Annotated in this window: 25 protein-coding genes, 1 tRNA gene and 4 pseudogenes; 17 read left to right on the top strand and 13 right to left on the bottom strand. The window is 65.6% G+C overall.

Annotated elements, in window-relative coordinates:
• Both EI982_RS08740 and EI982_RS08735 read left to right on the top strand, forming a co-directional pair.
• The gene (locus EI982_RS08740) at positions 1-435 is read left to right on the top strand and encodes a metal-dependent transcriptional regulator (protein ID WP_157689334.1); all 435 of its coding nucleotides are present in this window, start codon (positions 1-3) and stop codon (positions 433-435) included.
• 101 nt (positions 436-536) lie between these two features.
• Positions 537-609, top strand: a tRNA-Gln gene (locus EI982_RS08735).
• A 44-nt stretch (positions 610-653) separates the two neighbouring features.
• On the opposite strand, the gene EI982_RS08730 is transcribed toward EI982_RS08735, so the two are convergent.
• Positions 654-3,368, bottom strand: a complete 2,715-nt coding sequence (locus EI982_RS08730; RefSeq protein ID WP_157689333.1) for a PAS domain S-box protein — start codon at positions 3,366-3,368, stop codon at positions 654-656.
• 123 nt (positions 3,369-3,491) lie between these two features.
• On the opposite strand from EI982_RS08730, the gene EI982_RS08725 reads away from it, so the two are divergent.
• The gene (locus EI982_RS08725) at positions 3,492-3,860 is read left to right on the top strand and encodes a hypothetical protein (protein ID WP_157689332.1); all 369 of its coding nucleotides are present in this window, start codon (positions 3,492-3,494) and stop codon (positions 3,858-3,860) included.
• Positions 3,861-3,879: 19 nt separating this feature from the next.
• On the opposite strand, the gene EI982_RS08720 is transcribed toward EI982_RS08725, so the two are convergent.
• Positions 3,880-4,653: a DICT sensory domain-containing protein gene (locus EI982_RS08720; RefSeq protein WP_157689331.1), complete on the bottom strand. Its 774-nt coding sequence runs from the start codon at positions 4,651-4,653 to the stop codon at positions 3,880-3,882.
• 313 nt (positions 4,654-4,966) lie between these two features.
• Positions 4,967-6,115: a mandelate racemase/muconate lactonizing enzyme family protein gene (locus tag EI982_RS08715; protein ID WP_157689330.1), complete on the bottom strand. Its 1,149-nt coding sequence runs from the start codon at positions 6,113-6,115 to the stop codon at positions 4,967-4,969.
• Positions 6,116-6,235: 120 nt separating this feature from the next.
• On the opposite strand from EI982_RS08715, the gene EI982_RS08710 reads away from it, so the two are divergent.
• On the top strand, positions 6,236-7,132 hold the full coding sequence (locus EI982_RS08710; RefSeq protein ID WP_157689329.1) for a dihydrodipicolinate synthase family protein: 897 nt from the start codon (positions 6,236-6,238) through the stop codon (positions 7,130-7,132).
• Positions 7,133-7,183: 51 nt separating this feature from the next.
• Entirely contained in the window at positions 7,184-8,023 is an 840-nt protein-coding gene (locus EI982_RS08705; RefSeq protein ID WP_157689328.1) for an aldo/keto reductase, read from the top strand.
• A 16-nt stretch (positions 8,024-8,039) separates the two neighbouring features.
• Here EI982_RS08705 and EI982_RS08700 read toward each other — a convergent pair whose 3' ends face one another.
• Complete coding sequence (locus EI982_RS08700; RefSeq protein WP_157689327.1) at positions 8,040-9,215, bottom strand: mandelate racemase/muconate lactonizing enzyme family protein; 1,176 nt, start codon at positions 9,213-9,215, stop codon at positions 8,040-8,042.
• Positions 9,216-9,297: 82 nt separating this feature from the next.
• Between EI982_RS08700 and EI982_RS08695 the strand changes: the two genes are divergently transcribed.
• The 3 genes from EI982_RS08695 to EI982_RS08685 all read left to right on the top strand — a co-directional run bounded on the left by EI982_RS08695 (position 9,298) and on the right by EI982_RS08685 (position 12,173).
• Positions 9,298-10,113 carry an SDR family NAD(P)-dependent oxidoreductase gene (locus tag EI982_RS08695; RefSeq protein WP_157689326.1) on the top strand — a complete coding sequence of 272 codons (816 nt, stop codon included), beginning with the start codon at positions 9,298-9,300 and terminating at the stop codon, positions 10,111-10,113.
• A gap of 69 nt (positions 10,114-10,182) precedes the next feature.
• Positions 10,183-10,926 carry an SDR family oxidoreductase gene (locus EI982_RS08690; protein WP_157689325.1) on the top strand — a complete coding sequence of 248 codons (744 nt, stop codon included), beginning with the start codon at positions 10,183-10,185 and terminating at the stop codon, positions 10,924-10,926.
• A gap of 74 nt (positions 10,927-11,000) precedes the next feature.
• A complete protein-coding gene (locus tag EI982_RS08685; protein ID WP_157689324.1) occupies positions 11,001-12,173 on the top strand; it encodes a mandelate racemase family protein in 1,173 nt (390 codons plus the stop codon).
• A 119-nt stretch (positions 12,174-12,292) separates the two neighbouring features.
• Here EI982_RS08685 and EI982_RS08680 read toward each other — a convergent pair whose 3' ends face one another.
• Positions 12,293-12,757 (bottom strand): universal stress protein, encoded by a 465-nt coding sequence (locus EI982_RS08680; protein WP_157689323.1) that lies wholly within the window; start codon positions 12,755-12,757, stop codon positions 12,293-12,295.
• Between the two features lie 167 nt (positions 12,758-12,924).
• Here EI982_RS08680 and EI982_RS08675 point away from each other — a divergent pair, with 167 nt between their 5' ends.
• The 3 genes from EI982_RS08675 to EI982_RS08665 all read left to right on the top strand — a co-directional run bounded on the left by EI982_RS08675 (position 12,925) and on the right by EI982_RS08665 (position 15,489).
• A complete protein-coding gene (locus tag EI982_RS08675; protein WP_157689322.1) occupies positions 12,925-14,100 on the top strand; it encodes a mandelate racemase family protein in 1,176 nt (391 codons plus the stop codon).
• A gap of 64 nt (positions 14,101-14,164) precedes the next feature.
• The gene (locus EI982_RS08670; protein ID WP_157689321.1) at positions 14,165-14,446 is read left to right on the top strand and encodes a hypothetical protein; all 282 of its coding nucleotides are present in this window, start codon (positions 14,165-14,167) and stop codon (positions 14,444-14,446) included.
• The gene (locus EI982_RS08665; RefSeq protein WP_157689320.1) at positions 14,443-15,489 is read left to right on the top strand and encodes a CPBP family intramembrane glutamic endopeptidase; all 1,047 of its coding nucleotides are present in this window, start codon (positions 14,443-14,445) and stop codon (positions 15,487-15,489) included. Before EI982_RS08670 ends, EI982_RS08665 begins: the two co-directional genes overlap by 4 nt.
• 13 nt (positions 15,490-15,502) lie before the next feature.
• On the opposite strand, the gene EI982_RS08660 is transcribed toward EI982_RS08665, so the two are convergent.
• The 6 genes from EI982_RS08660 to EI982_RS08635 form a co-directional block, all read right to left on the bottom strand.
• Positions 15,503-15,793: a zinc ribbon domain-containing protein gene (locus EI982_RS08660; RefSeq protein ID WP_233255316.1), complete on the bottom strand. Its 291-nt coding sequence runs from the start codon at positions 15,791-15,793 to the stop codon at positions 15,503-15,505.
• 304 nt (positions 15,794-16,097) lie between these two features.
• On the bottom strand, positions 16,098-17,147 hold the full coding sequence (locus tag EI982_RS08655) for an RNA-guided endonuclease TnpB family protein (protein ID WP_157689319.1): 1,050 nt from the start codon (positions 17,145-17,147) through the stop codon (positions 16,098-16,100).
• Positions 17,148-17,301: 154 nt separating this feature from the next.
• The gene (locus EI982_RS08650; protein WP_157689318.1) at positions 17,302-18,468 is read right to left on the bottom strand and encodes an ABC transporter ATP-binding protein; all 1,167 of its coding nucleotides are present in this window, start codon (positions 18,466-18,468) and stop codon (positions 17,302-17,304) included.
• Between the two features lie 97 nt (positions 18,469-18,565).
• A complete protein-coding gene (locus EI982_RS08645; protein WP_157689317.1) occupies positions 18,566-19,405 on the bottom strand; it encodes a carbohydrate ABC transporter permease in 840 nt (279 codons plus the stop codon).
• A 2-nt stretch (positions 19,406-19,407) separates the two neighbouring features.
• Entirely contained in the window at positions 19,408-20,355 is a 948-nt protein-coding gene (locus tag EI982_RS08640) for a carbohydrate ABC transporter permease (protein ID WP_157689316.1), read from the bottom strand.
• 99 nt (positions 20,356-20,454) lie between these two features.
• Positions 20,455-22,068, bottom strand: a complete 1,614-nt coding sequence (locus EI982_RS08635; protein ID WP_199243772.1) for an extracellular solute-binding protein — start codon at positions 22,066-22,068, stop codon at positions 20,455-20,457.
• Between the two features lie 248 nt (positions 22,069-22,316).
• On the opposite strand from EI982_RS08635, the gene EI982_RS08630 reads away from it, so the two are divergent.
• Entirely contained in the window at positions 22,317-22,928 is a 612-nt protein-coding gene (locus EI982_RS08630; protein ID WP_157689315.1) for a rhomboid family intramembrane serine protease, read from the top strand.
• Between the two features lie 69 nt (positions 22,929-22,997).
• Positions 22,998-23,354, top strand: a pseudogene (locus tag EI982_RS08625) (sugar phosphate nucleotidyltransferase); the annotation flags it as partial.
• A gap of 23 nt (positions 23,355-23,377) precedes the next feature.
• Here the strand turns inward: EI982_RS08625 and tnpA are convergent.
• A pseudogene (tnpA, locus tag EI982_RS08620) lies at positions 23,378-23,749 on the bottom strand (IS200/IS605 family transposase).
• 131 nt (positions 23,750-23,880) lie between these two features.
• Here tnpA and EI982_RS08615 point away from each other — a divergent pair.
• The 3 genes and pseudogenes from EI982_RS08615 to EI982_RS08605 all read left to right on the top strand — a co-directional run.
• Positions 23,881-24,036 carry a DUF2080 family transposase-associated protein gene (locus EI982_RS08615; protein WP_007540613.1) on the top strand — a complete coding sequence of 52 codons (156 nt, stop codon included), beginning with the start codon at positions 23,881-23,883 and terminating at the stop codon, positions 24,034-24,036.
• Entirely contained in the window at positions 24,033-25,307 is a 1,275-nt protein-coding gene (locus tag EI982_RS08610) for an RNA-guided endonuclease TnpB family protein (RefSeq protein WP_157689313.1), read from the top strand. Before EI982_RS08615 ends, EI982_RS08610 begins: the two co-directional genes overlap by 4 nt.
• Before the next feature lie 19 nt (positions 25,308-25,326).
• Positions 25,327-25,797: pseudogene (locus tag EI982_RS08605) on the top strand (sugar phosphate nucleotidyltransferase); the annotation flags it as partial.
• A 21-nt stretch (positions 25,798-25,818) separates the two neighbouring features.
• Here EI982_RS08605 and EI982_RS19240 read toward each other — a convergent pair.
• A pseudogene (locus EI982_RS19240) lies at positions 25,819-26,089 on the bottom strand (ISH3 family transposase); the annotation flags it as partial.
• Positions 26,090-26,612: 523 nt separating this feature from the next.
• Here EI982_RS19240 and EI982_RS18735 point away from each other — a divergent pair.
• Positions 26,613-26,918 (top strand): hypothetical protein, encoded by a 306-nt coding sequence (locus EI982_RS18735; RefSeq protein WP_157689311.1) that lies wholly within the window; start codon positions 26,613-26,615, stop codon positions 26,916-26,918.
• Positions 26,919-26,943: the final 25 nt, after the last annotated feature.

Genomic DNA, 26,943 nt, shown 5'->3' with positions numbered 1-26,943 from the left:
ATGAACACGGCAGACCAGTACCTCAAGGCGATCTACCTGATCCAGGAGATGGAAGACGGCCCGGCGGCGACGGGGACGCTCGCGGACATGCTCGACGTGAGCCCCGCCAGCGCCAACGAGATGATCGGCAAACTCGAGAGCCGGGACCTCGCGGAACACGAGAAGTACAAGGGGGTTCGCCTCACCGACGAGGGGATCGCTCGCGCCCGCGACGCGATCCAGACGTACTGCATCATCGAGCGGTTCCTCGCGAACGTCCTCGACGTCGAGGAGTTCCGCGCCGAGGCCCGCGAGCTCGAGGCCGTCATCGACGACACGGTGGCCGACCGCCTCGACACCATCATCAACCGCAACCCCAACTGTCCGGACTGCTTCGACGCCGAAACCGACGCCTGTCGGGAACTCGAAATCGAGTGCGAGCGCCCGGCGGACTGACGGAACGGCTGGATTTATACCGCGTGACCGTCGAGACGGGAACGCCGTGGTCCCACGGTGAGGGTGCAGGGCACCCGAGTCTCGCGGGACGAACGGAGTGCAGTCCCGTGGTGTAGTGGCCAATCATCTGGGCCTTTGGAGCCCAGGACGGCGGTTCGAATCCGCCCGGGACTATTTTTCAATGAAGAATACAGAGAAAATAATTCCGGCGCCGGTCACTACGCATCTTCGTCCGTCCGGAACTCGAACCGCGCACCGCCCTCGCGGCCCTCGGTCACGGAGACGGTCCAGCCGTGTGCGTCGGCGATCCGTTCGACGATGGCCAGTCCGAAGCCGGTGCCGTCCGAGGCGGTCGTGAACCCGCGCTCGAAGACGTCGTCGCGTTCGTCCGGCGGGATGCCGGGGCCGTCGTCCTCGACGGCGAAGCCGGGGGAGAAATCGAGCGGGCTGACCCACACGTGGAGGCCGTCGTCGGGATCATCAGTGGAACCGTGTTCGACGCTGTCACCGGCTTCGCCGGTTTCCCGAGGGATCTCCGATCCCTCGCTGTCGCCGGACTGCGTCCGGCTGCTCGTGGAGCCATGCTCCACGCTGTTCCGAAACAGGTTGGCGAGCAGTTCCCGGAGCCGGTCGGGGTCGGCGTCGACCGCGATGTCCTGTACCGACAGTTCGGCGTCCGGAGCGTCGATGCCCGTCCACGCCTCGGTCGCGGCACTCTCCAGGGAGACGGGTTCGGGGTCGATCACTCGCTGTCCGTGTTCGGCCATCGCCAGCAGGTCCTCGATCAGCGTCTCCATCCGATCGACGGTGTCGTCGATGCTCGCACAGAGGTCGTTGACGGCCGCGGCGTCGACGGTGTCCGCGGGACCGTCTGCCGCCGACTCCCGGTCGACGGTCGCGCGGAACTGCTTGAGTTCGGCGTCGAGTGCGGCGAGCGGGTTCCGGAGGTCGTGGGCCACCGTCTCGCCGTACTGCTTGAGTCGGTCGTTCTGTGCCTCCAGTTCGCGTTCGTAGGCCTTGAGTTCGCTCACGTCGCGGTTGATCGCGACGAAGCCGGTGATCTCGCCGTCGTCGTCGCTGATCGGGGCGATGGTCTGGTCGACGACGTACTCGCTCCCGTCCTTGCGTTCGTTGACGACCTCGCCCTGCCAGACGTCGCCGTCGAGGATCGTCTCCCAGAGGTCGTGGTAGAACGCCTCGTCGTGTGTCCCCGACTGGAGCAGCGCGGGCGTCTGCCCGATGGCCTCCGCGGCCGAGTAGCCGGTGACGGACTCGAAGGCGTCGTTGACGTACTCGATCCGGCCCTCGGCGTCGGTGATGAGGACGCTGTGTCCCGCGTGGGCCACCGCGCTCCGGAAGCGTTCGAGGTCACGCTCCTGTCGCTTGCGCTCGGTCGCGTCCCGGACCGTGTTCACCTGGTAGGGTTCGCCGTCGATGCGCACCCGCGAGGTGACGACCTCGACGGGAACGCACTCGTCGGTGTCGAGACGTCCGATCCGCGTGTCGTAGATGCGCCGCTCGCCGTCCTCGAACGACGACCAGTACGCCGGGAACCGCGACCGATCGAGCCGCGGATCCAGCGAGCACATGTGGTGTTCCCGGAGTTCGTCGCGATCCGTCCCGAACTGCTCGGCGAGGCGTTCGTTGACGTACGTCGCGTAGCCGTCGGCGTCGTAGGTTCCGATGCCGATCCCCGCCTGGTCGATGGCGCGCTTGAGGAACGTCAGGTTCAGTTCGCGCTCCTTGCGCGCCGTGATGTCGCGGTTGATCGCGACGTAGCCGATGGCCTCATCGTCACCGTCGCCGTCGTCGTCGCTGATCGGGGCGATGGTCTGGTCGATGACGTACTCGCTCCCGTCCTTGCGTTCGTTGACGACCTCGCCCTGCCAGACGTCGCCGTCGCGGATCGTCTCCCAGAGGTCGCGGTAGAACGCCTCGTCGTGTGTCCCCGACTGGAGCAGCGCCGGACTGCGACCGAGCGCCTCCGACTCCGTGTAGCCGGTGACGGACTCGAAGGCGTCGTTGACGTAGGTGATCCGGCCGTCGGCGTCGGTGAGCAACACGACGTGGCCGGCGTGTTCGACGGCGCTCCGGAACTGGCGGTTGCGGCGCTCGCGCCGGGCCCGGGTCTCGGCGCGTTCGGTGGCGTCGGCAACGAGGGACCCCGCCGTCGTCAGGGCCTCGGTCGTCCGCTCGTCGAGCGCGTCCGCCCGGTGCGTGGCCACGTGGAGCACGCCCGTTACCGTCCCGTCGTCGCGGAGGGGGACGGCCGCGGTCGCACCGCCCTCGTCGCCCGGTGTGTCCCCGCCGCCACGCTCGACGGCGACCTCGCCGGTCCGGATCGCCCGTTCCGTCGCCCCCGCGTCGGCCGGGACCTCGTCCCCGGAGTAACCCGCGTCGTCGCCGGCCGCCGCCCGACGCGTGACGACGTCCCGTTCGGGGTCGTGGTCGCCGATCCAGACGGCGGCGTACGGGCCGGCGTCCGCGACGGCCTCGCAGACGCGTCGGTCGACCTCGCTCCGGGTCTCCGCCGCGGCGAGCGCTCGGCCGACGGCCTCGACGAGCCGATACGCCCGCTCGGCGCTCGCGGCCCGCCGCGCCGCCCGTTGTCGCTCGACGGCGCCGTCCACCCGGTCGGCGAGCGATTTCGCGTCCGGGTCCGTCAGGACGACGGACCGATCGTCGGCGAGCCCGTCGGCCTCCGTCGCCGCGACGACGAGTACCGGCAGGTCGCCGACCGCCGCCCGCACCGCCGTCAGGGACGCGTCGTCCTCGACGACGACACAGTCGAACGCGGCCTCGGCGAGTCGGACGCTCGCGTCCGCGGCGTTCGTCACCGTCTCGACCGTACAGTCGGTCCACGGTTCGAACCGGACCGTCGGCGACTCGTCGACGACGTGGAGGACGCGACCCGGTTCGGTCGTTCCGCTCATGGCGTCCGATTGGCCAGGTGCGGTAAATAACCCCTGAACGTTCTCAACGACTGGCGACGATCCGGCGAACCGCGACGGCCGCCGGTCACCACCGTTTTGCGTCGGGCGGGCGAACGCTCCCCGATGGAACGGCTCCCCCGCGACCTCGCCGTCTGTGGCACGTTCGCGTTGGTGTCGGGGCTGGTGCTGTGGCCGCCCGGTGCCGTCTACTGGACCGCCGTTGCGACGGTCGTCGGCGAGGCCCCGACGATCGGACTGGTCCTCCTCGTGGCTGTCGCCCTCGGCGCCGCCTTCGGTCGCGTGACCCGGATCGGCGTCCCCCGGTTCCTGGGCGGCGGCGTCCCGGCCTACGTCGTCGGCATGGTGGCGATCCGTCTCGTCGTCGCTCCCGACAGTCCGGCGCACCTGCTCTGGTACGCCGGCCTACTTGCCTGTCTCGGCGGCGGCGTCGCGCTCGATCGGTACGTCCGGCACGCGTCGGCGACCCCCTGATCGGGGAGAGACGTCGAACTCACAGCGCGCGCTCGATATACCGGTTGACGGCGTGCACGCGGTCCTGGCGGAACGTCCACACGGCCTCCCACGCGTCGTCGCCGACCCGTTCGGCCACGAGCGCCGCCGACCGTGCGTCCCCGTCGTCCGTGTGGTGGACGACGAACCAGGAGGAGCGAAACTCCCCGGTGTAGCCCGCGTGGACGACGCCTGGGAACGACTCCGGCGGCACCCAGTCCGGGACGCCGTAGACGTGGACGTCGACGTCGGCCGTCCCGAGCCGTCGGTACACCTCTCGGGTGCCCCGCTCGTCGTCGAGTCTGGACAGTCGCTGGAACGACGACCGCAGCCGCCCGGCGCCGTGCTCCCAGGCGAGTCGCTCGATGTACCGCGATATCGCGATGAGCGGCAGCTTCTCCGAGTGAGCCGCCGGGTAGCCACGGACCCTGAACGGCGTCTCCGCCAGCCCTTCGAGGACCGCCGGCATCGTCACGTCCTCGAGTGCCCTCGTCCCGGTCACGTAGAGGTCGGAGTTGACCAGGAGCAACTCCTCTTCGAGTGCCTGCAGCGGCGACGAGGCGATCACCTCCCGGTCGTCGTCGAGGAGCAACACCACGTCCGCCTCGGCGTCGGGAACGTCCAGTTCCTCGACGTCGACGTGCTGTTCGGCGAACAGCTCCTCCAGCATTTCCTGGATCGGTCGCGGACGGGTCCGATTCACGACCGCTAGCGACCGATCGGCGACCGGTCCCCGCTCGATGAACGACGCGAGTGAGTCCGGCGGGTCGATCATCCGTCGTCGCGTCCGGCCAGCGGGTGGATACCGTTCGTCCTCCGGTGCGTGTCCGTCGACGGGCACGGCCAGTTGCCCGCCCCGCAATCAGTCGGTCCGTGGGTCGTCACGGGGAGCCTCCTGACACTCTTCGAGGTGTTCGGGGAGGGTTTCGACGCGGTTCCCACAGAACGGGCATTGGGTTCGCATGTGGGTTCTCAGGGAACATTGCTCACGATGCGGTTTGAGACTCCCGATCAAATTATCGGGTCTGGTAACCAGGGACCGAAGTCCCCGCAGTCGGCGCCGGGACCGTCCCCGGACCGCGACGCGTCTACGGGCGCTTGAGCGCGCCGTCCTCGTCGAAGAGGCTGTGGCTGTCCTTGGGTTCGCCGGGGTACTCCCGGGCGGCGTCGGGGTCGAACGTCACGCCCAGGCCCGGTTCGTCGGGCACCTCGATGCTTCCGTCCTCGACGGTGAAGTCGTGGTCGATGATTTCGTCGGCCCAGTCGACGTCGCGGCTCATGTGTTCGAGGACTTCGAGGTTCTCGATCCCCGCACACAGGTGCACCGAGGCGGCCGTACTGACTCCCGCGTTCGGGTTGTGAGGCGCGACCGTCATGTACCGGGATTTCGCCATCGACGCCGCGTGTTGGACCTCCTGGAGGCTCCCGTAGTTCGTCACGTCGGGCTGGACGATGTCACAGGCCTGCTTGCGGACGACATCCTCCATCGTCTCGTTGTTGTAGATGCGTTCGCCGGTGGCGACGGGCATGTCGACGTGTTGGGTGACGTCGGCCATCACCTCGCGGTCCTCGAGTTCGACCGGCTCCTCGAGGAACATGATGTCGTACTCGGAGAGCGCCTCGGCGACTTCGATGGCGCCCCGACGGGTGAACCGGCCGTGGCAGTCGAGGCCGATGCCGACGTCCCAGCCGACGGCGTCGCGCACGGCCTCGAGGAGGTCGGCCACCTCGTCGAGCTGGTCGTCGGTGAGCGAGTACTCGTAGTGGGCGAAGGGATCGCACTTCAGGGCCGGATACCCGGCGTCGACGGCCTTCTTCGCGTGGTGGGCGTAGTTCTCGGGCGTGCGCTCGCCGATGTGCCAGCCGTTCGCGTAGACGGGAATCTCGTCGCGGACCTTGCCCCCGAGGAGTTTCCAGACCGGTTCGCCGTAGTGTTTGCCGGCGATGTCCCACAGGGCGATGTCGACGGCCGCGGCTACGGCGTTGATGAGTTTTCCGCCGCGCCAGGCGAAGGGATAGCGGCGGAGTTTCCGGCTGATCCCCTTCCGGTTCAGCGGGTCCTCGCCGATCACGTAATGTTTGTGCGCCTCGGCGGTGGCCTCCAGCGCAGCGGTCAGCCCCTCCCCGCTCAGAGCCTCGCCGACGCCCGTAATCCCGGTGTCGGTGGTGACTTGGACGAAAAACCAGTTGCGCCAGTCCGCGTCGACGACGAACGTCTCCACGTCAGTGACTCGCATACCCGATGACGACCGAAGACGATGATACCTTTTTCGGTCGCCCGCCCGCGGCCGTCCGCGTTCCGACGGCGTGGGACAAAGTTTATCCCCGGTGCGGGGGTGGGTAGGCCCATTCACACCATGACCGATATCCGAGGGATCGTCCCCCCACTCGTGACGCCGTTCGCCGAGGACGGCAGTATCGCCGACGACCGACTCCGCGACCACGTCGACTTCCTGATCGAGGCCGGCGTCCACGGCCTCTTTCCCGGCGCCTCGATCGGCGAACTGTCGAACCTGAACACCGACGAACTCGAACGGGTGACGGCCACCGTCGTCGACCGGGCCGACGGGTCGGTTCCGGTCTACGCCGGCGTCGGCGCCAGCGGGACGCTCGAAGCCGTCGAACGCACGCGGCGGGCGGACGCCGCCGGGGCCGACGGCCTCGTCGCGATCACCCCCTTCTTCCTCGAAACGGACCAGGAGGGACTGTACGACCATTACGCCCGTATCGCCGACGCGACCGACCTCCCGATCCTCCTCTATCACCTCCCCGACATGACGGGACAGACCTTCGCGGTCGACACCGTGGCCGACCTGGCCACCGCCTTCGACAACGTGGTCGGCCTGAAGGACAGCAGCGGCGACCTCACGTGGGGCTCCCGCATCATCGGGAACACGCCCGACCAGTTCGTCTACCTCCAGGGGCTCGGCTCGTTGCTCCTGCCCAGTCTGGTGCTCGGGGCCGACGGCGGCGTCACCGGCACCGCCAACGTCGCGCCGGAGCCCTTGCTCGACGTCTACGAGGCCTACCGTGCCGGCGACCTCGACCGCGCCCGGACGACGCAGGTCGAGACGGTCACGCCGCTCGCCGACGCGCTCATGGGCGGGACCTTCCCCGCCGCGTTCAAGCAGGGCGCACGGCTCGCCGGGCGGGATCTGGGCGTTCCGCGACCCCCCATCCAACGCCTCTCCGAGTCCGAACGGACGGAGCTGCACGAGGTCATGGACGAACTCGACCTCCTCGCGTCGGGGTAGCCGCCCGCTCGCCCCCACGATTGATGTCCCTGGCGGCGAGAGGCCGAACCGATGTCCGTACCGTCACTGACCCTGCCGAGCGGAGACGAACTGCCGGTCGTCGGCCTCGGGACGTGGGACCTCGACGACGACGCCGTCCGCGGGTCCGTCCGCGCCGCCCTCGACGGCGAGTACACGCACGTCGACACGGCCGAGGGCTACCACAACGAGGCCGCCATCGGCGACGTGCTGGCCGACTACGAGCGCGAGGACCTGTTTCTCACCTCGAAGGTCCTCCCCAAGAACCTCAACTACGGGAACGTCGTCCGGGCCTGCGAGCGAACCCTCGATCGGCTCGGCACCGACTACCTCGACCTGTACCTGATCCACTGGCCGAACCCGGCCATCTCGCTGCGCGAGACGCTCGACGCCATGGAGACGCTCCACGACCGGGGGAAGATCCGGAACGTCGGCGTGTCGAACTTCACCGGCTACCAACTCAGTAACGCGCTGCACGTTAGCGACGTCCCCATCGCCGTCAACCAGATCGAGTTCAACCCGCAGTTCCAGCGACACGACCTCGTCGAGTACTGCCAGTCCGAGGGCGTCGTCGTCGAGGCCGCCGCCCCGCTCGCTCGGACGGCCTGTCTCGACGACGAGACCATCCTCGAACTCGCCGAGGCGTACGACCGGACGCCCGCACAGATCGTGCTCCGGTGGGCCGTCGAGAAGGATATCGTCGTCCTCCCCAAGTCGAGTTCGGCCGCTCACGTCGCGGAGAATATCGACCTCTTCGGGTGGGAACTGGACCCCGCGGACCACCGCCGGATCGACGAACTCGACCGAGGGGAGCCGGTCTACGACACCCTCACGCGGGACTGGTCGCGGGACGTCTACGGCGTGCCGAAATAACGAGGGCGCCGACCGACTATCGCTTCTCGACCGCCCGCTTCTCCCAGTCCTTCTCGAAGAGGTTGATCGTGTGGACCTTGTCCTCGGTGTAGGCGTGTTCCGCGATGACGTCGTGGTCGAGCTCGATCCCGAAGCCCGGGCCCTCGGGCACCTGGACGTAGCCGTCCTCGACCTCCAGCGGGTCGACGAGCAGGTTGTCGACCCAGTCCACGTCGTAGGTCTGGAACATCTCCTGGATCATGAAGTTCGGCGTCGAGGTACAGAAGTGAGAGTAGATGGCCCCTGCGACCGGCCCCTGGGGGTTGTGTGGCGCGATGCTGACGTGGTCGGCCTCCGCGAGGCCCGCGATCTTCTTGCCCTCGGTGATCCCGCCGGTGTTCATCAGGTCCGGCTGGAAGACGTCGACGTCCGTCCGGGTGACGAGGTCGAAGAAGTCGTGTTTGGTCATGTGGCGCTCGCCGGTCGCGACCGGGATCGGCGACTTGTCGGCCACCTCGGCGAGGCTGTTGATCGAGTCCGGCGGGCACGGCTCCTCGAACCACGTCGGGTCGAACTCGTCGAGTTCGCGGGCGATGTCGACGGCCTGCCCGGCGGTGAACCGGCCGTGACACTCGATGAGCAGGTCCACGTCGGGGCCGACCGCCTCGCGCACCGCGCGGACGATGTCGACCGAGTGGTTGAGGTCCTTCTTCGACATGCGCTGCCACGCCGTGCCGAACGGGTCGAACTTCATCGCGTCGTAGCCGTCGTCGACGACGCGCTCGGCGGCCTCCGCGAAGCCTTCGGGCTCGCCGTCCGTGTCCGTGTACCAGCCGTTGGCGTAGGCCCGGAGTTCGTCGCCGTGGACCTTCCCGCCGAGCAGTTCGTAGACCGGCTTATCGAGGAGTTTCCCTTTGATGTCCCAGCAGGCCATGTCGACCGCGGAACAGACCGTCGTGTTCACGACGCCCTTCGAGAACCACTCGTCGCGGTACATCTCCAGCCAGATCTGCTCGGTGTCGAAGGGGTCCTTCCCGACGAAGTAGTTCGACATCTCGTCGATGGCCTTGGCGACCGTCCGTGGCTTGTCGTGGGTCGTCGCCTCGGCGATGCCGGTGACGCCGGCGTCCGTCTCCACCTCGACGAACACCCACGGTTTCCAGGGGTTCGCGACCAGATACGTCTCTACTCCGGAGATACTTACGTCTGACATGTGCATACGGCTCCCGAAGGAACGTGCTTAAGCGTACCGATGCGACCAATCCCGCCGCCGTCGGCCGTCGACACGAACGTATATGACGGTCGCCGCGCATCGGACGGTCGTGCCGGACGAACACCACAGCGCGGCCGTCGACTACGAACCCATATCGGTCGACGGAAAGACGGTCGTCGTCGTCGGCGGAACGAGCGGTATCGGCCGAGCGATCACCCTCGCCCTCGCCATCGAGGGAGCGAACGTCGTTCCGACGAGTCGAACCGAGGAGCGGGTCGCCGCCACCGCGGCGGCGGCTCGGGAACGCGGCGCGGCGGCGCTCGAACACACCTGTGACGTGACCGACCGCGACTCGCTCGACGCGCTCGCGGACGCGGCCGTCGAGCGGTTCGGTACCGTCGACGCCGTCGTCAACTCCCCCGGCGCCATCGCCCGCGCGTCCGTCGCCGACGTGACCGACGACGAGTGGGCGCGCGTCCTCGACGTCCAGCTCACCGGCGTCCACCGGACCGTCCAGACGTTCCTCGACCGGGCCGACCTGGAGAGCGTCGTCAACGTCGCGTCGCTGTCCTCGGCGCTCGGCATCGAGGACTTGGCCGCCTACTCGGCGGCCAAGGGTGGCATCGACGGCTACACGCACGCGGCCGCGAAGGACCTCGGCCCCGACGTGCGGGTCAACGCTGTCCGGCCGGGGTTCGTCGCCACCCCACAGACCGCCGACGCCTACGCCGAGGGGAGCCACCGGTACGAACGCATCGTCGAGCGGGCGTCGATCGGTCGGATCGGCCGCCCCGCGGACATCGCCGGCGCCGTCGTCTACCTCCTCAGCCCCGCCGCGTCGTACGTCACCGGCGAGACCATCACCGTCGACGGCGGGTTCACCCCGAGCGCCTTCTGACCGGGGGCCGGGAGTCACCCGTCGCCGCCCGAGGTGCACACTTTTGTCGCTCGCTCGTGAGCGTGGGGTATGGATCCCGACGAACTCGACGACAGCATCGCCTTCGTCACCGGCGCCAGTTCCGGCATCGGCCGCGCCGCGGCCCACCGACTCGCCGAGGCGGGGGCGCACGTCGCCCTCGCGGCGCGCCGCGAGGAGCGCCTCGAATCGATCGCCGACGCCATCCGCGCGGACCACGACCGGGAGGCGCTCGTCGTCCCGACGGACGTTCGCGACCCCGAGCAGGTCCGGTCGGCGGTGACCGAAACCGCCGACACGTTCGGCGGCATCGACGTCGTCGTCGTCAACGCGGGCCTCGGGGTCGACAAGGACGTCGAGTCGCTCTCGGACGAGGAGTACGGACTGATGACCGAGGTGAACGTCAACGGGACCTTCTACACCGCCCAGGCGGCGCTTCCACACCTCCGCGCGTCCGACGGCAACCTGATCTTCCTCGGGAGCTTTTCGGGCCAACACCCCCGCCCCTACAACCCGGTGTACGCCGCGACGAAGTGGTGGGTCCGCGGGTTCGCCCTGAGCCTCGAGGGCGCCGTCGGCGACGACGGCGTGGCCGTCACCGTCGTCAACCCCACCGAGGTGCGAACCGAGTTCGGGTCGGAGACCGACGATCCGCTCGCGGAGCGCTACGACCCGGGCGAGGTGACCGAACCCGCGGACGTGGCCGACGCCATCGCCTTCGCGGCGGCCCAGCGCCCGCCGAACACCGTGAGCGAACTCGACCTCTACCGCCGCGACAAGTTCTCGCATTTCTGAGATCCGTCCCCGTATCGGGATGCCGCCCCCGAGTCGTCCCGCAAATTTATGGCACTGACCCGGGATGACGAGGTATGTCGCCGACGATCACGAAAATCGAGAGCACGGAGTTCTCCTATCCGCTGGAGGACGTCGGACAGAACCCGGATGGATTCAGCCTCGTCTACGACCCCGGCGAGACGACCCACCGGAAGCAGTTCGCGCTCCGGATCCACACGGATACGGGGATCACGGGGGCGTACGTGGGGGGGAACTCGCCGGCGGCGGCCCAGATCAACACGTTCGCGGACTACCTGATCGGGAAGGATCCACTGAAGCGCGAGAAACACTGGTCGGAGATCAAGCGGGCGCTGCGGAAGTACGACCGGATGGGAATGGGTCCCGTCGACATCGCCCTCTGGGACTTCGCGGGCAAGTACTACGACGCGCCGATCCACGAACTCCTCGGCACCTACCGGACGCGCCTGCCCGCCTACGCCTCCACCTACGAGGCCGACGAGAACGGCGGCCTCGACTCCCCGGAGGCGTACGCCGACTTCGCCGAGGAGTGTCTGGACCTCGGCTACCCCGCCTTCAAGATGCACGTCTGGGGGTCCGACGAGTGGCGCGACATCGACCGGGAGATCGAGACGGTCCGGACGCTCGGCGAGCGCGTCGGCGACGAGATGGACCTGATGCTCGATCCGGCCTGTCAGTACGAGACCTTCGCCGACGCGCTGAAGGTGGGTCGTGCCTGTGACGAGGCGGGCTTCTTCTGGTACGAGGATCCGTACCGCGACGGCGGCATCTCCCAGCACGCTCACCGGAAGCTCCGGGAGAAACTCGATACGCCCATCCTCCAGACCGAACACGTCCGCGGGCTCGAACCCCACTCCGATTTCGTCCAGGCCGACGCGACCGACTTCGTCCGCGCCGATCCGGAGTACGACGCGGGCATCACCGGCGCCATGAAGATCGCACGCATGACCGAGGCGTTCGGTCTGGACGTGGAGTTCCACGCGCCCGGCCCGGCCCAGCGACACTGCATGGCCGCGACCCGTAACACCAACTACTACGAACTCGCCCTGGTCCACCCCGAGGTGCCGAACCCGATCCCGCCCGTCTACGAGGGCGGCTACTCGGACTACCTCGAAACCGTCGACGAGGACGGCACCGTCTCGGTGCCCGACGGCCCCGGTCTGGGCGTCGAGTACGACTGGGACTACATCGAGGACAACAGCACGGGCTCCCTGCACGTCTACGACTGATATTCGTTGTAAGTCATTACCGGTCGTTCGCCGGACTGTCCTGACGAACGACCGGGACACGGTTACAATAATCCGTACGAGTTCGGTCGCTCCCCCACCGCGGGGATCGACGTCCCGTTTCAGTCCTTCGCCTTCGCCTTCACGTACGTGACGGGACACGGGGCGTTCAGCAACACGTCCTGGGCCGTACTGCCGAAGACCGCCTTGCCGACCGCCGAGCGCGTCCGCCCCGAGACGACGACGCGGTCGCTCTCGGTCCGTTCGGCGATGCCGATGATCCCGTCGCTGATGTCGCCGACGACGCCTTTCACCTCGTAGTCGACGCCGTGTTCGTCGAAGACCTGCTCGAAGTGTCGGACCGACTCGTGGCGCTCCAGCACCTCGTCGACCTCCGTCTCGGCGAGGTCGGACATCCCGAGGTCCTCGGCGATTTCCTGGAACTGGTCCGGCGTGAAGACGTGTGTGATCACGACCGTGGCGTCGGCCGGCTTCGCGACCTGTACGACCGTCTCCGATAACTCGTCGAGGCGATTCTTGTCGTTCGGACCGACGGTGAGGAGTACCGTCTCCAGTGGCTCGAACATCGACCGTGGGTACGCGCATGGAGTTGAAAAACCCCACCGCTGTGCGGTCGCCGGTTCCGGTGACCGAGACGTCCCGGGATCCGTGCCGGCTCCGGTCGCCTGCAGTCCCTCGGTTGTCGTCGCCCTCGGAAGGTATACTTATTACGCGGTCGCCGGACTTCGGGGGTATGGCGCTGACGATCACGAAAATCGAGAGCACGGAGTTCTCCTATCCGCTGGAGGACGTCGGGACCGACGAACACGGGTTCAACCTCGTCTACGACCCCGGCGAGACGACCCACCGGAAGCTGTTCGGCCTGCGGATCCACACGGACGCGGGCGTCACGGGGGAGTACGTGGGGGGGAACTCGCCGGGAGCGGCCCAGATCAACACGTTCGCGGACTACCTGATCGGGAAGGACCCGCTCCAGCGCGAGAAACACTGGTCGGAGATCAAGCGCGCGCTCCGGAAGTACGACCGGATGGGAATGGGTCCCGTCGACATCGCCCTCTGGGATCTGGCGGGCAAACACTACGACGCGCCGATCCACGAACTCCTCGGCACCTACCGGGAGCGGATTCCGGCCTACGCCTCGACGTATCACGGCGACGAGGTGGGGGGGCTCGACTCCCCGGCGGCTTTCGCCGACTTCGCCGAAGAGTGTCGCGACGCCGGCTTCGACGGGTTCAAGATCCACGGCTGGGGCGGCGGCGACGACACCCGCGACCTCCGGCGCGAGATCGAGGCGGTCCACGCCGTCGGCGACCGCGTCGGCGACGAGATGGACCTCATGCACGACCCGGCCTGTGAACTGGAGACGTTCGCCGACGCCCTAAAACTCGGCCGCGCGCTCGACGAGGAGGGCTTCTTCTGGTACGAGGACCCGTTCCGCGACGGCGGCATCTCCCAGCACGCTCACCGCAAACTCGGCGAGAAACTCGATACGCCCATCCTCCAGACCGAACACGTCCGTGGCCTGGAGATGAAATCCGACTTCGCGGCCGGCGACGCGACCGACTTCCTGCGGGCCGATCCGGAGTACGACGCGGGCATCACCGGCGCGATGAAGGTGGCCCGGATGGCCGAGGCGTTCGGCCTGGACGTGGAGTTCCACGCGCCCGGCCCGGCCCAGCGACACTGCATCGCCGCCACCCGCAACACCAACTACTACGAGATGGCGCTCGTCCACCCCGAGTGTCAGAACACCCAACCCCCCGTCTACGAGGGCGGCTACTCCGACATGATCGACGCCGTCGACGACGACGGGACCGTTCCCGTCCCCGACGGCCCCGGTCTGGGCGTCGAGTACGACTGGGACTACATCGAGGACAACAGCACGGGCTCCCTGCACGTCTACGAGTGACGTCGCGGTCGACCGTCGACCGCCGACGATGTATTTATCTATCGTGGTCACCGACCGTTGGCATATGACGGTCGGACCCGACGCAGTACACGAACTCATCGTCGAGTCCGGGTGGTCCTATCCCGTGTCCTCGCGACGGCTCGAGCGGAACATGCCACTGGAGAACATCACCCTCGACGAGGACGGTAACTCCATGATGCTCGCGGAGTTCCTGAACGAGGCCGACGTCGAACGCTTCGAGAGTCGGGAGGACCTCGAACGGAAGCTCCAGCCGGTCTGCGAGGCCGAGAGCGCGGCCCGCCAGACGAGCATCGTCGGGCGACTCAAGCGGACCTTCCTGGGATGAACAAACTCCGGACGGTCACGTGGGGCGGCGGTGGTCTCGTGATCCTGGCGGCTATCTGGGCGACGCTTCATTACGGCGGCCCCGGGCGGTTCCTGCCGACGGCCGCCATCGGCCTCGTCGCGGCCACGCTCCCCTTCGGCATCGCCTACTCGAAGAGCGCGGTCACGTCGCTCCGGCGGCGGTTCGCCGACGTCGACGAAGGGATCAGCGCCGAGACGGGGTCGATCTTCGTCTCGCGGTCCACCGTCGACGACCCGGTCGACTGCCTCGAATCCATCGTCGACGCGGTCCGATCCGACGCCAACGCCGACGACGTGGAGCGGGAGTCCTTCCAGGAGGGGCCGGGATTGATGGTGATGTACACCGGCTTTCACAACTCCTTCGTCCGGATCACCGAGGCCGGCCGGGTCGTCGTCACCGGCACCTCCGAACACACCCACGACCTCGCGGACACCGTCGCCGAGGCGTACTCCCTCTCCTTCGACCGGACGCGGAACAACCCCTTCTCGGGCATGGAGCCGATCCGGGGCGCCCCGCGGGTGTTCCTCGGCGTCTTCGTGATCGTCCTCCTGCTCGTGGGACTCGGCACCGTCGGCGCCGCCGCGTACCCGTCGGACGCGTACAACCCCGCCGAGCGGACGGTCATCACCGGCATCGACGCCCGGGGAGACCTCGACCCCGGAACTAGCCGGGCCGAGACGCGCCTGTCGAAGGCGGCGTTTCTGGTCGCCATCGTCGACGAGGAAGCCCAGGAGGTGACGTGGGTGCAAAACGATAGCGAGCGCGTCACCGAACACGGGCGGCAGGCGTTGCGGGTCTCCCGCGACGCGGAGGCGCTCCTGGCCGCGGCGCGCGACGACTCGCTCACGCCGGCCCAGGCCGAGCGGGCGACCCGGGTGGAACGGCGGCTGGTCGACGCGCGGATGGCCGTCGCGGCGGCGATGACCGAACGGGTGGAGAACGACTCGGTGAACGAAACCGCCGACATGCGGCGGGTCGTCGAACGACTGCGGGCGACGGACGAGCGGTCGACGGCCTCATGACATCCTCCCACGGCTAAAGCCGTGGGGTTCCCCCACCGGAGGTTGCACCCACGGACACGGAGGGGTTCGCAGGTTCGTCGTCACGTGGGACGATGACCTGCGTTTCGGGCTCTGCCAGTACAGCCCCCGCTTCGGACAGCGGTTTCGAGAACTTGCCCCCGGCTCGGTTGCCGATGTTTAGCGAACCGTTCTTGTCGTCCAGCCCCCACTCGGGACACTCGAAGCGTCCCTGCGTTGCTCGGACGCCTTCGCAGTCACAGCGGCTGCACGTCCGTGACGTGTCGTCTTCGTCGATCAACTCCACGCCGATGCCTGCGTCTTGACATCCTCCCCGCCCTAAAGGGCGGGGATTCCCCGAAGGGGATATTCAGGTTGCGCGTTTCCTCGGGCCTCAAGTACGCTTTCGCGTGGGCCGTCGAAGGTCGCCGTCCAGTTGTGACCACGGACGTGCTTTCCAGCGCGTGTAGCCCTGTCAATTGGGCCTTCCTCCCCGCAATCTGCGGGCGTCAACGGCGTGGAACGTAGTTCCACGGGCAATCGGGCGTAGCCCGATGACGACGACTGGCTATTCAACCAGCGAGGTAGCACGGTTCGCGTCAGCCGAACTGTTACGCCGTGCATGGTTCACCCTCCCGTTGTGCGATATTCTCCGAAGCGTTCAGGTCGGCGTGTCGTCCACGGCCACACTCCGTACACGAAAAGTGGTCGCCATCACGGGTTCCCATCGAACCACACGCCGAACACCGCTGGCTGGTATGGTACGCATCGACCTTTTCAACGCGAACACCAGCGCGTTCGGCTTTGTACGTAATGAACTGTTGGAGTTGGTGGAAGTGCCACGAGTGGACGCCCGACCACGAACTGTTCTCGCGGATGCCTTCGAGATCTTCCATCCGAATGACGGGGTTCTCGAACTGTTCCGCGAACGTGATGAGGCGACGGGAGAGTTTGTGGTTCATGTCTTTGATCCGACGCTGTTCTTTGTCACCCACGCGGTTGCGTGCGCGAAGCGCACCCGCTTTCGATAGCGACTCGCGTAGGGAACGATATTTGCGTCGAACGTACTTCGCCTCACCACCAGACACCAGCATCGACTCGTCCTCATCGTAGGCGGTCACAGCGAGGATGTGTCGTTCACCAATATCGACACCGATGGGCGTCTCGCCCGACGTATCGGCGTCGTACTCGATATTGAACGTACAATACCAGTCGTCTCCGCGACGGTAGACCTGTAGACGAGTCTTGTCGGCGTCACCTTCGACTAGTCGGTCTACTGGATTGGCAATGTCGTCGTACACCTCTATCGGGGTGTAACACCATTGAGAGACGCATGGGAAGCCGACGACGACCGTGCCGTTCTCGGTCGTATCGAGTTCCCAGTTCTGGTTGTTGACGGCGAACGGCTGACTCTCTCGGTAGCGAACCGCTCCGTCCTTATTATGGTCGGATTTTGCCTCCCGGATGGCTTGGTTCTGGATTGCCGAGTAGAGGTCGTTGTCGATGCTAGCCGTGGTCACGGATTTGCCAAAGTCGCCGTTCTCCCATCCGTCGATACAAAATTGCTTGGTGTCACGGTAGAGTCGAGTGGCGTGTTGCCACTCTTTGCGCCGTGAGAGGGATGGATTGTGGAACTTCGCGGTGACGGTCACCGTGACCATTACACTTGTAATTAGGTATGCTGTCTAAAGTATCTATTGGAATAGCAGGCTGTGCTATCGTCGGTGGATTGTGTCGTCGTTTGTCGGATTCATCCCCGCCCTGAAGGGCGGGGCTTTCTCCTCGCACTTCCGTAAAAAAGACGTCGGGGGGTCGTCAGTCGGCGGTCGTGTCGGACTGCTCCGCGGTCGCGCTGACGTCCGTGTCGGGGAAGCCGTGGACGAGCGCCTCGCCGGACGCGCTGTCGAACAGGTGGATGTCGTCCTCGTCGAAGGTGAGCCGGACCGTCTCCCCCTCGGTCGGTTCGACCTCCGAGGGCGTCCGGACGCGGAACTCCTCGCCGGCGAGGTCCAGATAGATGAAGTTGTCCGAGCCGACGACTTCGACGACGTCGACGGTCGTCTCGATGCTCTTTGCCGTCGGCGCGTCGGGGTCGATCCGGACGTTCTCGGGGCGGATGCCGAACTCGACCTCGGTGGTGCTGGAGTCGAGGGGCTGGAGCAGTCGACTGCTCACCTCGTAGTCGAAGTCGTCGCCGACGAGCCGGCCGGAGCCGTCCGATTCGAGTTCCAGGTCGACGTCGACGAAGTTCATCGACGGCGAGCCGATGAAGTTCGCGACGAAGCGGTTCACCGGCTCGTGGTAGACCTCCTTCGGTGCGCCGACCTGCTGGAGCGTCCCCTGATCGAGGATGACGATGCGGTCGGCCATCGTCATCGCCTCCTCCTGGTCGTGGGTGACGTAGACGGTCGTGATCCCGACCTCGGAGTGGATCCGGGAGAGTTCGGTCCGCATGTGTTTGCGGAGCTTCGCGTCGAGGTTCGAGAGCGGTTCGTCGAAGAGGAACACGGAGGGCTCGCGGACGATGGCCCGACCGGTCGCGACGCGTTGCTGCTGGCCGCCGGACAGCGAGGACGGCTTCTTGTCGAGCAGGTCCTCGATGCCCATCATCTCGGCGGCCTCCTGCACGCGGCGATCGATCTCCTCGTCGTCGAGGTCCGTACTCAGGTGGAGGCCGTAGGCCATGTTCTGCCGCACCGTCTTGTGCGGGTACAGCGCGTACGACTGGAACACCATCGCGATGTCCCGATCCTTCGGCGATTTCTCGTTGATCCGTTCGTTCGCCAGCCGGATCTCCCCGTCGGTGACCGTCTCCAGGCCGGCGATCATGCGGAGCGTCGTCGACTTCCCACAGCCGGAGGGGCCGACGACGACGATGAACTCGCCGTCCTTGATGTCCAGATTGAGCTCTTCGACCGCGACGATGGTCTCGGCGCTCGTGTCGAATACTTTCGTTACGTCGTCTAGTTCGAGGCGTGCCATGGTTGTTGTAGTCGGATTCGATGTCGCACCATTTATTATTTGGCTCTCGGTTCGTCGTGGCGTTTCCGGTGAACGGGCCGTAGCGGCCCGAGATCAGCTATCCGGGCGTCCCTCCCAGGCCCTCACCGACGTACCGTCGCGACAGGCCGTAGAAGATCACCGGCGGGGCGACGAGCAGGACGAGCGACGCCATCAGCACGTTCCACTCCCGGAGCACGTCGCTCCCGAGGATGTAGTAGATGGCGACCGTCGCCGTCCTGACCTCCTCGTCGGTCGTGAGCACGAACACCCAGAGGAAGTTGTTCCACGCGGTCAGGAAGGCAAAGAGCGCCGCCGCCGCGACGGCCGGCAGGCTCAGCGGCAACACGATCCTGAGGAAGGCCGTGAGTTCGTTGTGGCCGTCGATGAGCGCCGCCTCCTCGATGCTCTCGGGGATGCCCTGCCTGAAGAACCCCTGGAGCAGCCAGATGTTCTGTGGCAGGACGAAAATCGAGAGGGCGATGATCACACCCACGAGGGTGTTCACCAGGTCGAGGAAGTAGAACACCTCGTAGACCGGAATCGTCAGCACGATCCACGGGAACATGATCGTGAACACGGCGGTGTAGAACAGCGCCTTCCGGCCCGGGAAGTCGAGTCGGGCGAAGGCGTAGGCCCCCGGAATCGCGAAGAACAGCGAGATGACCGTCGCGGCCACGGAGACGATGATGCTGTTCCGGAAGAACGTCACGAAGGCGAACCGGTCCCAGATCTGTGTGTACGATTCGAGTGTGAGCTTACTGAGCGCCGGGATGAACCCCGTATCGGGACTGATCGCGGCGATGTTCGTCAGGAACGACGTCCGGATCACCCAGTAGTACGGAACGATGGCGAACAGCGCGAAGGCGGCGATGCCGGCGTACAGGAGCGCGCGGTTTCGTTTGGTGTCGTTGAGCATGGTTAGACGTACAGGTTCTCCTCTTCGCTGATCGCCTTCACGTAGATGACGGCGGCGGTCATCGACAGCAGGACCATCGCCATACCGACGGTGTACGCGCGGGCGAAGTTGTTGTTGACGAACGCGACGCGATACGTGAGGATGCTGAGGAGCATCGTCCGGGTCCCCGGGCCGCCGCCGGTCAGGGCGAACGGCTGGGAGAACTCCGCGATGTTCCAGGCGGTCCGCAGCGAGAGGATGACGATGGTCGGGATCAGGAGCCGGGGCACCGTCACGTCACGGAACCGCTGGAGGCGGTTGGCGCCGGACTGGGCCGCCGCCTCGTACTGTTCGCTCGGGATGCTCGCGATGGCGGCCGCGTAGATGATCGCCGAGTAGGCGTAGTCGTGCCACGTCTGGGCGACGATCAGCGAGATGAACGGCCAGACCCCCGTCGCGAGGAAGGCCGGGGCGTCGACGCCGAAGACGGCGAGCGCCTTGGCCATGAAGCCGAAGTTGTTGTCGAGGAACCACATCCAGACCACACCGCCGGCCAGCGGCGCGGCGAAGTACGGCGACATGATCAGGGCCCCGACCCAGTCTTTGGCCGCTTCGCCCAACTCGTTCAACAACAGTGCGGCGAGCAGTCCCAGTCCGAGCTGGAGGAACGTCGTCCCGGCGACGAACGCGATGGACCAGCCGAACGCGTAGACGAACAGGTCGTTCGTCACGAGCCACTGGTAGTTCGCCAGGCCGATGAACTGGCCGGGTTCGCCGAGCCTGGTGTCGGTGAAGGTCATCGTGACCCCACGGACCATGGGATAGTAGAACAGTGCCGTGAACGCGAGGAACGTGGGTATGATGAAGACGTACCCCGTCCAGTTCTCCCGGAGTCGATCCGTGAGTGTCCGCTCGTCGAGCCCGTACTGCTCACGGATCTCCTCTCGGGTGCGTCCTTGTCTCTGTGCCATGGTCTCACTGACCAATATGATCGTGATAAAAGTTTCCGTCCGCGCCGCAGGGGATCCCGACGGCGGGTGTCGATCACCCGACGTGACGGGGATCGCCGTTCAGTTGTTCTCTTCTTCGAGTCGGGTCAGCACCCGCTCGCGGACGATCGAGGGCGTCTCCTGGACGCCGTGCTGGCCGGCGATGGCCTGGCTGATCGTCTCGTTGATGTCGGTCCAGCGGATCGGGTCGGTCGGCCAGACGTCCCACGGGCCGCCCGTGTTGCTGTACTGGTCGCCGTACTCGACCTGGTTGGTGAGCGACTGCTCGAAGTTCTGCGGGAGGTCGTACTCGTCACGGAGCGCCTCGAGCTTGGGGTCGAGTCCCGGGATGGCCTCGTAGTACTCGCCCCACGCGGGGAGGACGAAGTCGTTGTCCTCGAGCAGGTAGCGACCGAGCGCGAAGGCCCCTTCCTTCTGCTGGTCGCTCACGCCGTCGAAGATGGTGTGGCACTGCTCCAGTCCCCAGACGTGACCGCCGTGTTGACCCGAGTGGCCGCTGAGGTCGTCGATGCCGATGGCGTCGCCGAAGTCCTCGTCGAGCTGCGGGTCGGGCAGCAGCATGAAGTCGCCCTCGCCGTCGTTCCAGCCGATGCTGGCGTTCTCGTCGACGGAGTACCACCGGTTCGCCGTCGCCAGCGCGTACGTGAAGGAGGCGACCTGCCCGCTGAGCATCAGCGCCGGGATGTCCTCGTCGCCGCGCGTGGCGGCCTCGGCGCTACTGAACTCGTTGGCGAGAGTGATACACGCCTTGATCATGCCGTCGGTCTTCTGTCGGTCCTCCTCCATCTCCTCGTTGTTGATCACGACGGTCGGGTCGGTCCCCTCGCCGCGGATCCACGGGTCCGTCCCGTCGGTGTAGGCCGTTCGCGCGTAGCCCCAGTAGGACTCGAGGTCGCCCGGGACGCCCGTCTCCTCGTAGGCGATGATGTCCTGTTCCTCGTCGATGGTCTGGAGGACATCGTAGAACTGGCTCCAGGTCTTCAGCTCCTCCATCGGATCCTCGACGCCCGCCTGCGAGAACGTCTTCGGCCGGATGCCGAGGTTGCTGTTGGTGTTGCGGATGGCACCCAGCGACCAGTAGTTGCCGCGGAACTCGGCGACCTGCTGGCCTGCCGTCGTCAGGTCGTCCGGGAGGGTGTCGGTCCCCTCCATGAACGAGGCGTGGTCGACGAGCTGGTCGTTCCGGAAGAACTGGAGGCCGAGGCCGCCGGACTCCGCCAGCGCCGGCGGGTTCCCGCTCTGCACGCGGGAGGTGAGGGACTGCTGAACGTCGCCGTACGACGCCGTCTGGAGGTTGACCTCGTAGCCGTCGTTCTTGGACGCGAAGTCCTCCATCGAGTCCTGGAAGTGGCGCTGGATGTCGCCGTTCTCCACGGCGTTCGCCGAGAGGAAGTCGACGGTGACGGTTTCGCTCCCACCGCTGTCGTCGCCGCCGTCGCCGCCGTCTCCACCGTCGCCGCCGTCGCCGCCATCTCCACCGTCGCCGCCATCGCCGCCGTCGCCGCCGTCGCCGCCGTCTCCACCGCCGCCACCGCCACAACCGGCGAGCGCGCCCATGGCACCGACACTCGCCGCACCCGTCGTGATCTTCACGAAGTCACGTCGGCTCGTCTCTTCGTCATCGGTGTCCAGACTTACCCCGCTGGACCCGTCTTCCGTGTCTCGGGATGACATACGCATACCCTTGCTGACCCGTGATATAAATAATTAACCACTCCCATTCGACGCCCGGACGGGGATATCCCTCTTCGTCACGCGATTTCACGGAGAGGGATGGGACTGGCGCCCTGAGGAACGCTCACGTTCGCCGTTCCGCCGAACGTTTATCCTCCCCTGGTGGGGAGAGACGGACGCGTCGTGGACCCTCGGACGACGACCGTCGTCCGTCCACGAACTCACCCATGTCCGACCGATTCCGCCCAGTGTCCCCCTCGCATGGGCGCGTGACCCTGGCGCTGACGTTCGGCTTCGTACTCGCGTACCGCGCCGAACAGAACGTCGCGTACGTCCTCGGTATCTCGCCCCGACAACTCGTCACGCTCGATACGTTCCCGGCGAACGCGCTCACGCAGGTGTTCGCCCCCCTGCTCCACGCGAGCGGCGACCACCTCGTCGCGACGCTCGTGTGGGTCGTTCCCTTCGGCTACTTCCTCGAACGGCGCCGCCCCTGGCAGGACTACGTCGGCTTCGTCGTCGTCGCGGGCTTTCTCACGACGACGCTCGTCCCGGCCCTGTTCGTCGTCGGCGGCGTGGCGCCCGGACTGGGTATCGGCGGGAGTGGCGTCGCCCACGCGCTCGTCGGCCGCGAGGCCACGGCCCGACTCCGCTCGCTCCACCGATGGCGGTCGCTCCCGCGCGTCGAGTGGGGTATCGCCGCCGTCGCGACGGTCGGACTGGGGGTGACCCTCCTGGGCCTCGCCGACCCGCCGGCCGGCACGAGCGTCGTCGGCCACGCGACCGGGTTGGTGGTTGGTGTCGTCGCCGGGGTCGGTGAACGGTACGTGTCGGCGACGCCCGACCGGTCGGCGGGGTGAGGAGCCGGCGCCCCCGACGACGGTGGTCCAGCCGGTACTGACTTGCAAGCCCCGACGGTACATAGGGCCATGCAGACGCTCATTCTGGCGGCTGGCCAGGGGACCCGCATGCGGCCGCTGACCGAACGGTGGCCGAAACCGATGCTCCCGGTCGCCGGGCGGCCACTCGTTGCGCATACGGCGGCTGCGGCGGTGCAGGCGGGGGCCTCGCGGTTGGTGTTCGTCGTGGGTTACGAGGCAGAGGCCGTTCGCGCCCGCTTCGGGACGGAGTTCGAGGGCGTCCCCGTGGACTACGCCGTACAGGACGTCCAGCGTGGGACGGCCGACGCCGTGCGGGTCGGAGCGGCCGAACTCGACGACGGCCCCTTCGCCGTCCTGAACGGCGACAACCTCTACAGAGAAAACAAGGCGAGTGCCTCGGGGCTTGACCCCGAGGGTGAAGCCGACACTTAGACGTGTTCTGTCCGCTCGATGTACCGCTCAATCGTTTCCGTTGAGACTGTTCCTGCCGTTCCGATGTAGTACGACTGTTCCCAGAATCCACCACCCCACAGATACTCCCCCAAGAACGACTCGTGCCGTTCCCACATCTCCCGCGCCGTGATGCTCTTGACAGTCCGTACAATCTCGCTCGGCGCGTGTTTTGGGTGGGCTGCAGGGACAGGTGTACGTGGTCGGGCGAGATGTGGAGTCGTTCGAGAGACGAAGTCTCTCGTGATCGCGAAAATCTTTGATTTTCGGACGACGTCAGTAGCTCGTAATTGTACTGGTCACACGTCGCGGAAACTCGCTTCCAACGAATCCTTGATGGGTTCGAGAATCGCGTGTCGATACTTCGGACACCACACGAAGTGGTAGTTGACGTTGTAAACCGTGTGATTCGACCGCTTCTCACCCATATCGAACTTACCCCACCAACACAGTAAAGTATATCCAAAGGATATACAATTGTATGGCGAATCGCTTTGAAATCGACGGCGAGGAAGTTCTCGACGGCGAGGTCAAACCGTTCGGGAATAGTGCCCACGTCACCGTCCCCAAACGCTGGCGTGGAGCCGACGTGAAAGTGGTCCGAACCTCAGAACCAACCGAACAAGACGAAGAATGATCGACTCACAGGCTCTCGTCAAGACGCTGGACTTCCAACTCGACATCCAGAGTGACAACGAGAGCCTGCTGTATGACGCCACGCTCGAAGCCCGTCGAGTGTACAACGAAACCATCCGTCTCGCCAAAGAAGGTGTGGACTGGGACGCCATTCCTGACCGCGTGGCCGACGATGCCAACCTCGTGAAGAACACGACTCAGCGCGTCGTTGCCAAGGCTCTCGGCGCGATGGAGAACTACTACGAGTACGACGACTTCGGACTCCCGAGTCACAGCAAAGACGGTGCGTACCCGCTTCGTGCGAACTACGAGGAAGGATACAACCTGTCGCTCACCGACGACGGTGACGTGGCGTTCCGTATCAGCGCGAAGCCGTACAAACACGTCAAGGGCGTCCTCGAAGGGAGTGACGCCCACCTTGACATTCTCAAGACTGCGCTCACCAGTGACGAGTGGAAGATTGGGACAGCGGAAGCCCTCTTCCACAACGACAACGCCGAGTTGCACGTCAATGTCACCAATACCGAGCAGACTGTTCGAGACAAGCAGGACTCACGGACGCTCGTTGGCGTGGACGTGAACGAGAACAACGTAGCCCTCACCGCTCTGTCCGAAGACGGGGTTGAGGACACACTGGTTATCGACTTTCCCGAAATCAAGTTCGAGCGCCACCGCTACTTCACGATGCGGAAGCGCGTCCAGAACGCGGGGAAGGACAGCATCCACGACACGTTGGAAGGGCGTGAGGAACGGTTTGTCCGCGACCGACTCCACAAGGTGTCTCGGCACATCGTGGAGTGGAGCCGTCAGTTCGAGACGCCGTGTATCGTCTTTGAAGACCTCAAAGAGATGCGCGACAGTATCGACTACGGTACGCGGATGAACCGACGCTTGCACCACCTGCCGTTCCGCGCCCTTCAGTTCTATACGTCTTACAAGGCGTCGTTCGAGGGCATCCCAACTGGTTGGATTAATCCCGAGTACACAAGCCAACGGTGTCCGATGTGTGGGCATACGGAGCGTGCGAACCGCAACAAAAAGCGGTTCAAGTGCAAGGATTGTGAGCATCAAGACCACAGCGACCGTGGTGCAAGCGTCAACATCGCCGTGAAAGGCGTGAAGAAACTCGATTGGAATGTGCCTGCTCTCAACAGCCTTCCCGTTGTTCGGAAGGTGCGACGGCAGGCATCGGGGGCCGTGGACGCCCCGACCGTGACCCACTCGACCGTTCGAGGCTATCAGGCCGATGGTCGGATGGGAGTGTCCGACTAACCCACGGGAAGCCTCGGGGCTTGACCCCGAGGCGGTTCACGATCCGGAGTCGCTCGCCGACCTCTTCGACCGTGGCCCGAGCGTCGGCTCCTACCGCGTCGAGAACCCGAGCGCCTACGGCGTCCTCGACGTCACGGAGGGACGGGTCACCGACGTCGTCGAGAAGCCCGAGACGCTGCCCTCGGAGGTGATCAACACCGGTGCGTACGTCTTCCCCGCGGCGGCCCGGGAGTGGCTCGACGTCGAGCGTAGCGAACGCGGGGAGCGCGAGCTGACGGACGTCCTCGGACGTGTCTGTCGGGAACGGACGGTGACGGCGGTCACGCTGGAGCGCTGGCTGGACGTGGGCCGCCCGTGGGAACTGCTGGCGGCCAACGAGTGGAAACTCGGGGAGTGCTCCCGACGGATCCGAGGCGAGGTCCACGCGGACGCGGACCTCCGCGGTAGCGTCGTGGTCGAGTCGGGAGCGACCGTCGATTCGGGGGTCGTTTGAGACGCGGACGGTCGCCATCACTGTCGCGTTTCGTGTGGTTATCATCGCTATCGCTTGCTCGGACAAACGACGATTCGACTTGATACCGAACCATTTGCTGTAGCGGTATCGGACTGGAGTGGTGTCCCGATGAACGGTGCGTCAGCGGCGAAGCCGTGATGCGCTGTCCCGTGGTTTTCGTACCGTCCATTCTGATCGGGGTCGGAGACATTACTCAGCCTTCGAGAAGCTCTTGTCGGGTTGTCTCTTTCCACCTGCTGATAGATGTCACGTAGGCGTAATTGTGTGCCTACAATGGTATCAGACTCTTGCTGCCGTAGAAGGCATGATCGAGGTAGACTGACCGGAGGAGGTTAAGACCGCTGAGAACCCGAGGAACTCTATCAGGAGACTAGCGCCGTCTTCGTGACGATGCATCGCCAGCGTAGATCTGGTGCTTTCCGCACGCGCACCTTTTATGAGGATTTGAACTTTGCTTCTGAATGTAGTGCTGTCCATGTGATCACTATAGTAGGGGCCGCAAGCGGGGATCTGAGCGGACCTCACCTGCTCGGGGAGTAGTTCGATGATATCTCGCTGCAGGTGCGTTAGCGACTTGTCCGAGCCTTTCGGCTTGAATCTTCTCGTAGATAGTAGGGAATTGTGTTCGCAGATGGTGAGTCCTCACTGGAATCACACAGCGTGGAGACCAAGCTCTAGTCGGCACAAGCGCCAATGAGGTCCTCGTAGATCCCTTCAGAACCCATTTCAGCGTTGTCCGCAGAGTTATCAGTACTTCCTCCTCGTGGATTCATTGTCTGTCTGCTGAGGCTGTGCATATCATCCAGCAAGCAAGCGTTCTCATTAACCGGCTTTGGGAGGTACTGAACTGGTCTTCAGCACGCTCGGATCGAGGGAAGTGGGTTGCACAAGGCCTGACCATTTTAGTTCACATCGACGGCTACCTTCGTCCAGACGTCTCACCAAATTATGAGGCCGACGAGACCGGATATCAGGACATTACTGACTCCTTGGAGGCAATCGATGCTGGAGCGAGCTATCAGTTGGCCGCCGGCGAGACGTCAAACGTCATGCGGTACACGTTGATCCGCATCGACGATAGTGAGCGTCAGTCCTAGTTTCTTGACTGAGAGGCCGAAGACG

Source organism: Haloplanus salinarum (assembly GCF_009762275.1).
Taxonomy (GTDB): Archaea; Halobacteriota; Halobacteria; order Halobacteriales; family Haloferacaceae; genus Haloplanus; species Haloplanus salinarum.
The sequence above is the reverse complement of the archived record's forward strand: the minus strand, read 5'-3'. Positions and strand labels throughout refer to the sequence as shown.

What these genes read in the sequence shown, in the direction of transcription:
- EI982_RS08740 (WP_157689334.1), top strand. Translation starts at nt 1, where the DNA reads ATGAACACGGCAGACCAGTACCTCAAGGCGATCTACCTGATCCAGGAG.
- EI982_RS08730 (WP_157689333.1), bottom strand. Translation starts at nt 3,368, where the DNA reads ATGAGCGGAACGACCGAACCGGGTCGCGTCCTCCACGTCGTCGACGAG.
- EI982_RS08725 (WP_157689332.1), top strand. Translation starts at nt 3,492, where the DNA reads ATGGAACGGCTCCCCCGCGACCTCGCCGTCTGTGGCACGTTCGCGTTG.
- EI982_RS08720 (WP_157689331.1), bottom strand. Translation starts at nt 4,653, where the DNA reads ATGATCGACCCGCCGGACTCACTCGCGTCGTTCATCGAGCGGGGACCG.
- EI982_RS08715 (WP_157689330.1), bottom strand. Translation starts at nt 6,115, where the DNA reads ATGCGAGTCACTGACGTGGAGACGTTCGTCGTCGACGCGGACTGGCGC.
- EI982_RS08710 (WP_157689329.1), top strand. Translation starts at nt 6,236, where the DNA reads ATGACCGATATCCGAGGGATCGTCCCCCCACTCGTGACGCCGTTCGCC.
- EI982_RS08705 (WP_157689328.1), top strand. Translation starts at nt 7,184, where the DNA reads ATGTCCGTACCGTCACTGACCCTGCCGAGCGGAGACGAACTGCCGGTC.
- EI982_RS08700 (WP_157689327.1), bottom strand. Translation starts at nt 9,215, where the DNA reads ATGTCAGACGTAAGTATCTCCGGAGTAGAGACGTATCTGGTCGCGAAC.
- EI982_RS08695 (WP_157689326.1), top strand. Translation starts at nt 9,298, where the DNA reads ATGACGGTCGCCGCGCATCGGACGGTCGTGCCGGACGAACACCACAGC.
- EI982_RS08690 (WP_157689325.1), top strand. Translation starts at nt 10,183, where the DNA reads ATGGATCCCGACGAACTCGACGACAGCATCGCCTTCGTCACCGGCGCC.
- EI982_RS08685 (WP_157689324.1), top strand. Translation starts at nt 11,001, where the DNA reads ATGTCGCCGACGATCACGAAAATCGAGAGCACGGAGTTCTCCTATCCG.
- EI982_RS08680 (WP_157689323.1), bottom strand. Translation starts at nt 12,757, where the DNA reads ATGTTCGAGCCACTGGAGACGGTACTCCTCACCGTCGGTCCGAACGAC.
- EI982_RS08675 (WP_157689322.1), top strand. Translation starts at nt 12,925, where the DNA reads ATGGCGCTGACGATCACGAAAATCGAGAGCACGGAGTTCTCCTATCCG.
- EI982_RS08670 (WP_157689321.1), top strand. Translation starts at nt 14,165, where the DNA reads ATGACGGTCGGACCCGACGCAGTACACGAACTCATCGTCGAGTCCGGG.
- EI982_RS08665 (WP_157689320.1), top strand. Translation starts at nt 14,443, where the DNA reads ATGAACAAACTCCGGACGGTCACGTGGGGCGGCGGTGGTCTCGTGATC.
- EI982_RS08655 (WP_157689319.1), bottom strand. Translation starts at nt 17,147, where the DNA reads ATGGTCACGGTGACCGTCACCGCGAAGTTCCACAATCCATCCCTCTCA.
- EI982_RS08650 (WP_157689318.1), bottom strand. Translation starts at nt 18,468, where the DNA reads ATGGCACGCCTCGAACTAGACGACGTAACGAAAGTATTCGACACGAGC.
- EI982_RS08645 (WP_157689317.1), bottom strand. Translation starts at nt 19,405, where the DNA reads ATGCTCAACGACACCAAACGAAACCGCGCGCTCCTGTACGCCGGCATC.
- EI982_RS08640 (WP_157689316.1), bottom strand. Translation starts at nt 20,355, where the DNA reads ATGGCACAGAGACAAGGACGCACCCGAGAGGAGATCCGTGAGCAGTAC.
- EI982_RS08635 (WP_199243772.1), bottom strand. Translation starts at nt 22,068, where the DNA reads ATGTCATCCCGAGACACGGAAGACGGGTCCAGCGGGGTAAGTCTGGAC.
- EI982_RS08615 (WP_007540613.1), top strand. Translation starts at nt 23,881, where the DNA reads ATGGCGAATCGCTTTGAAATCGACGGCGAGGAAGTTCTCGACGGCGAG.
- EI982_RS08610 (WP_157689313.1), top strand. Translation starts at nt 24,033, where the DNA reads ATGATCGACTCACAGGCTCTCGTCAAGACGCTGGACTTCCAACTCGAC.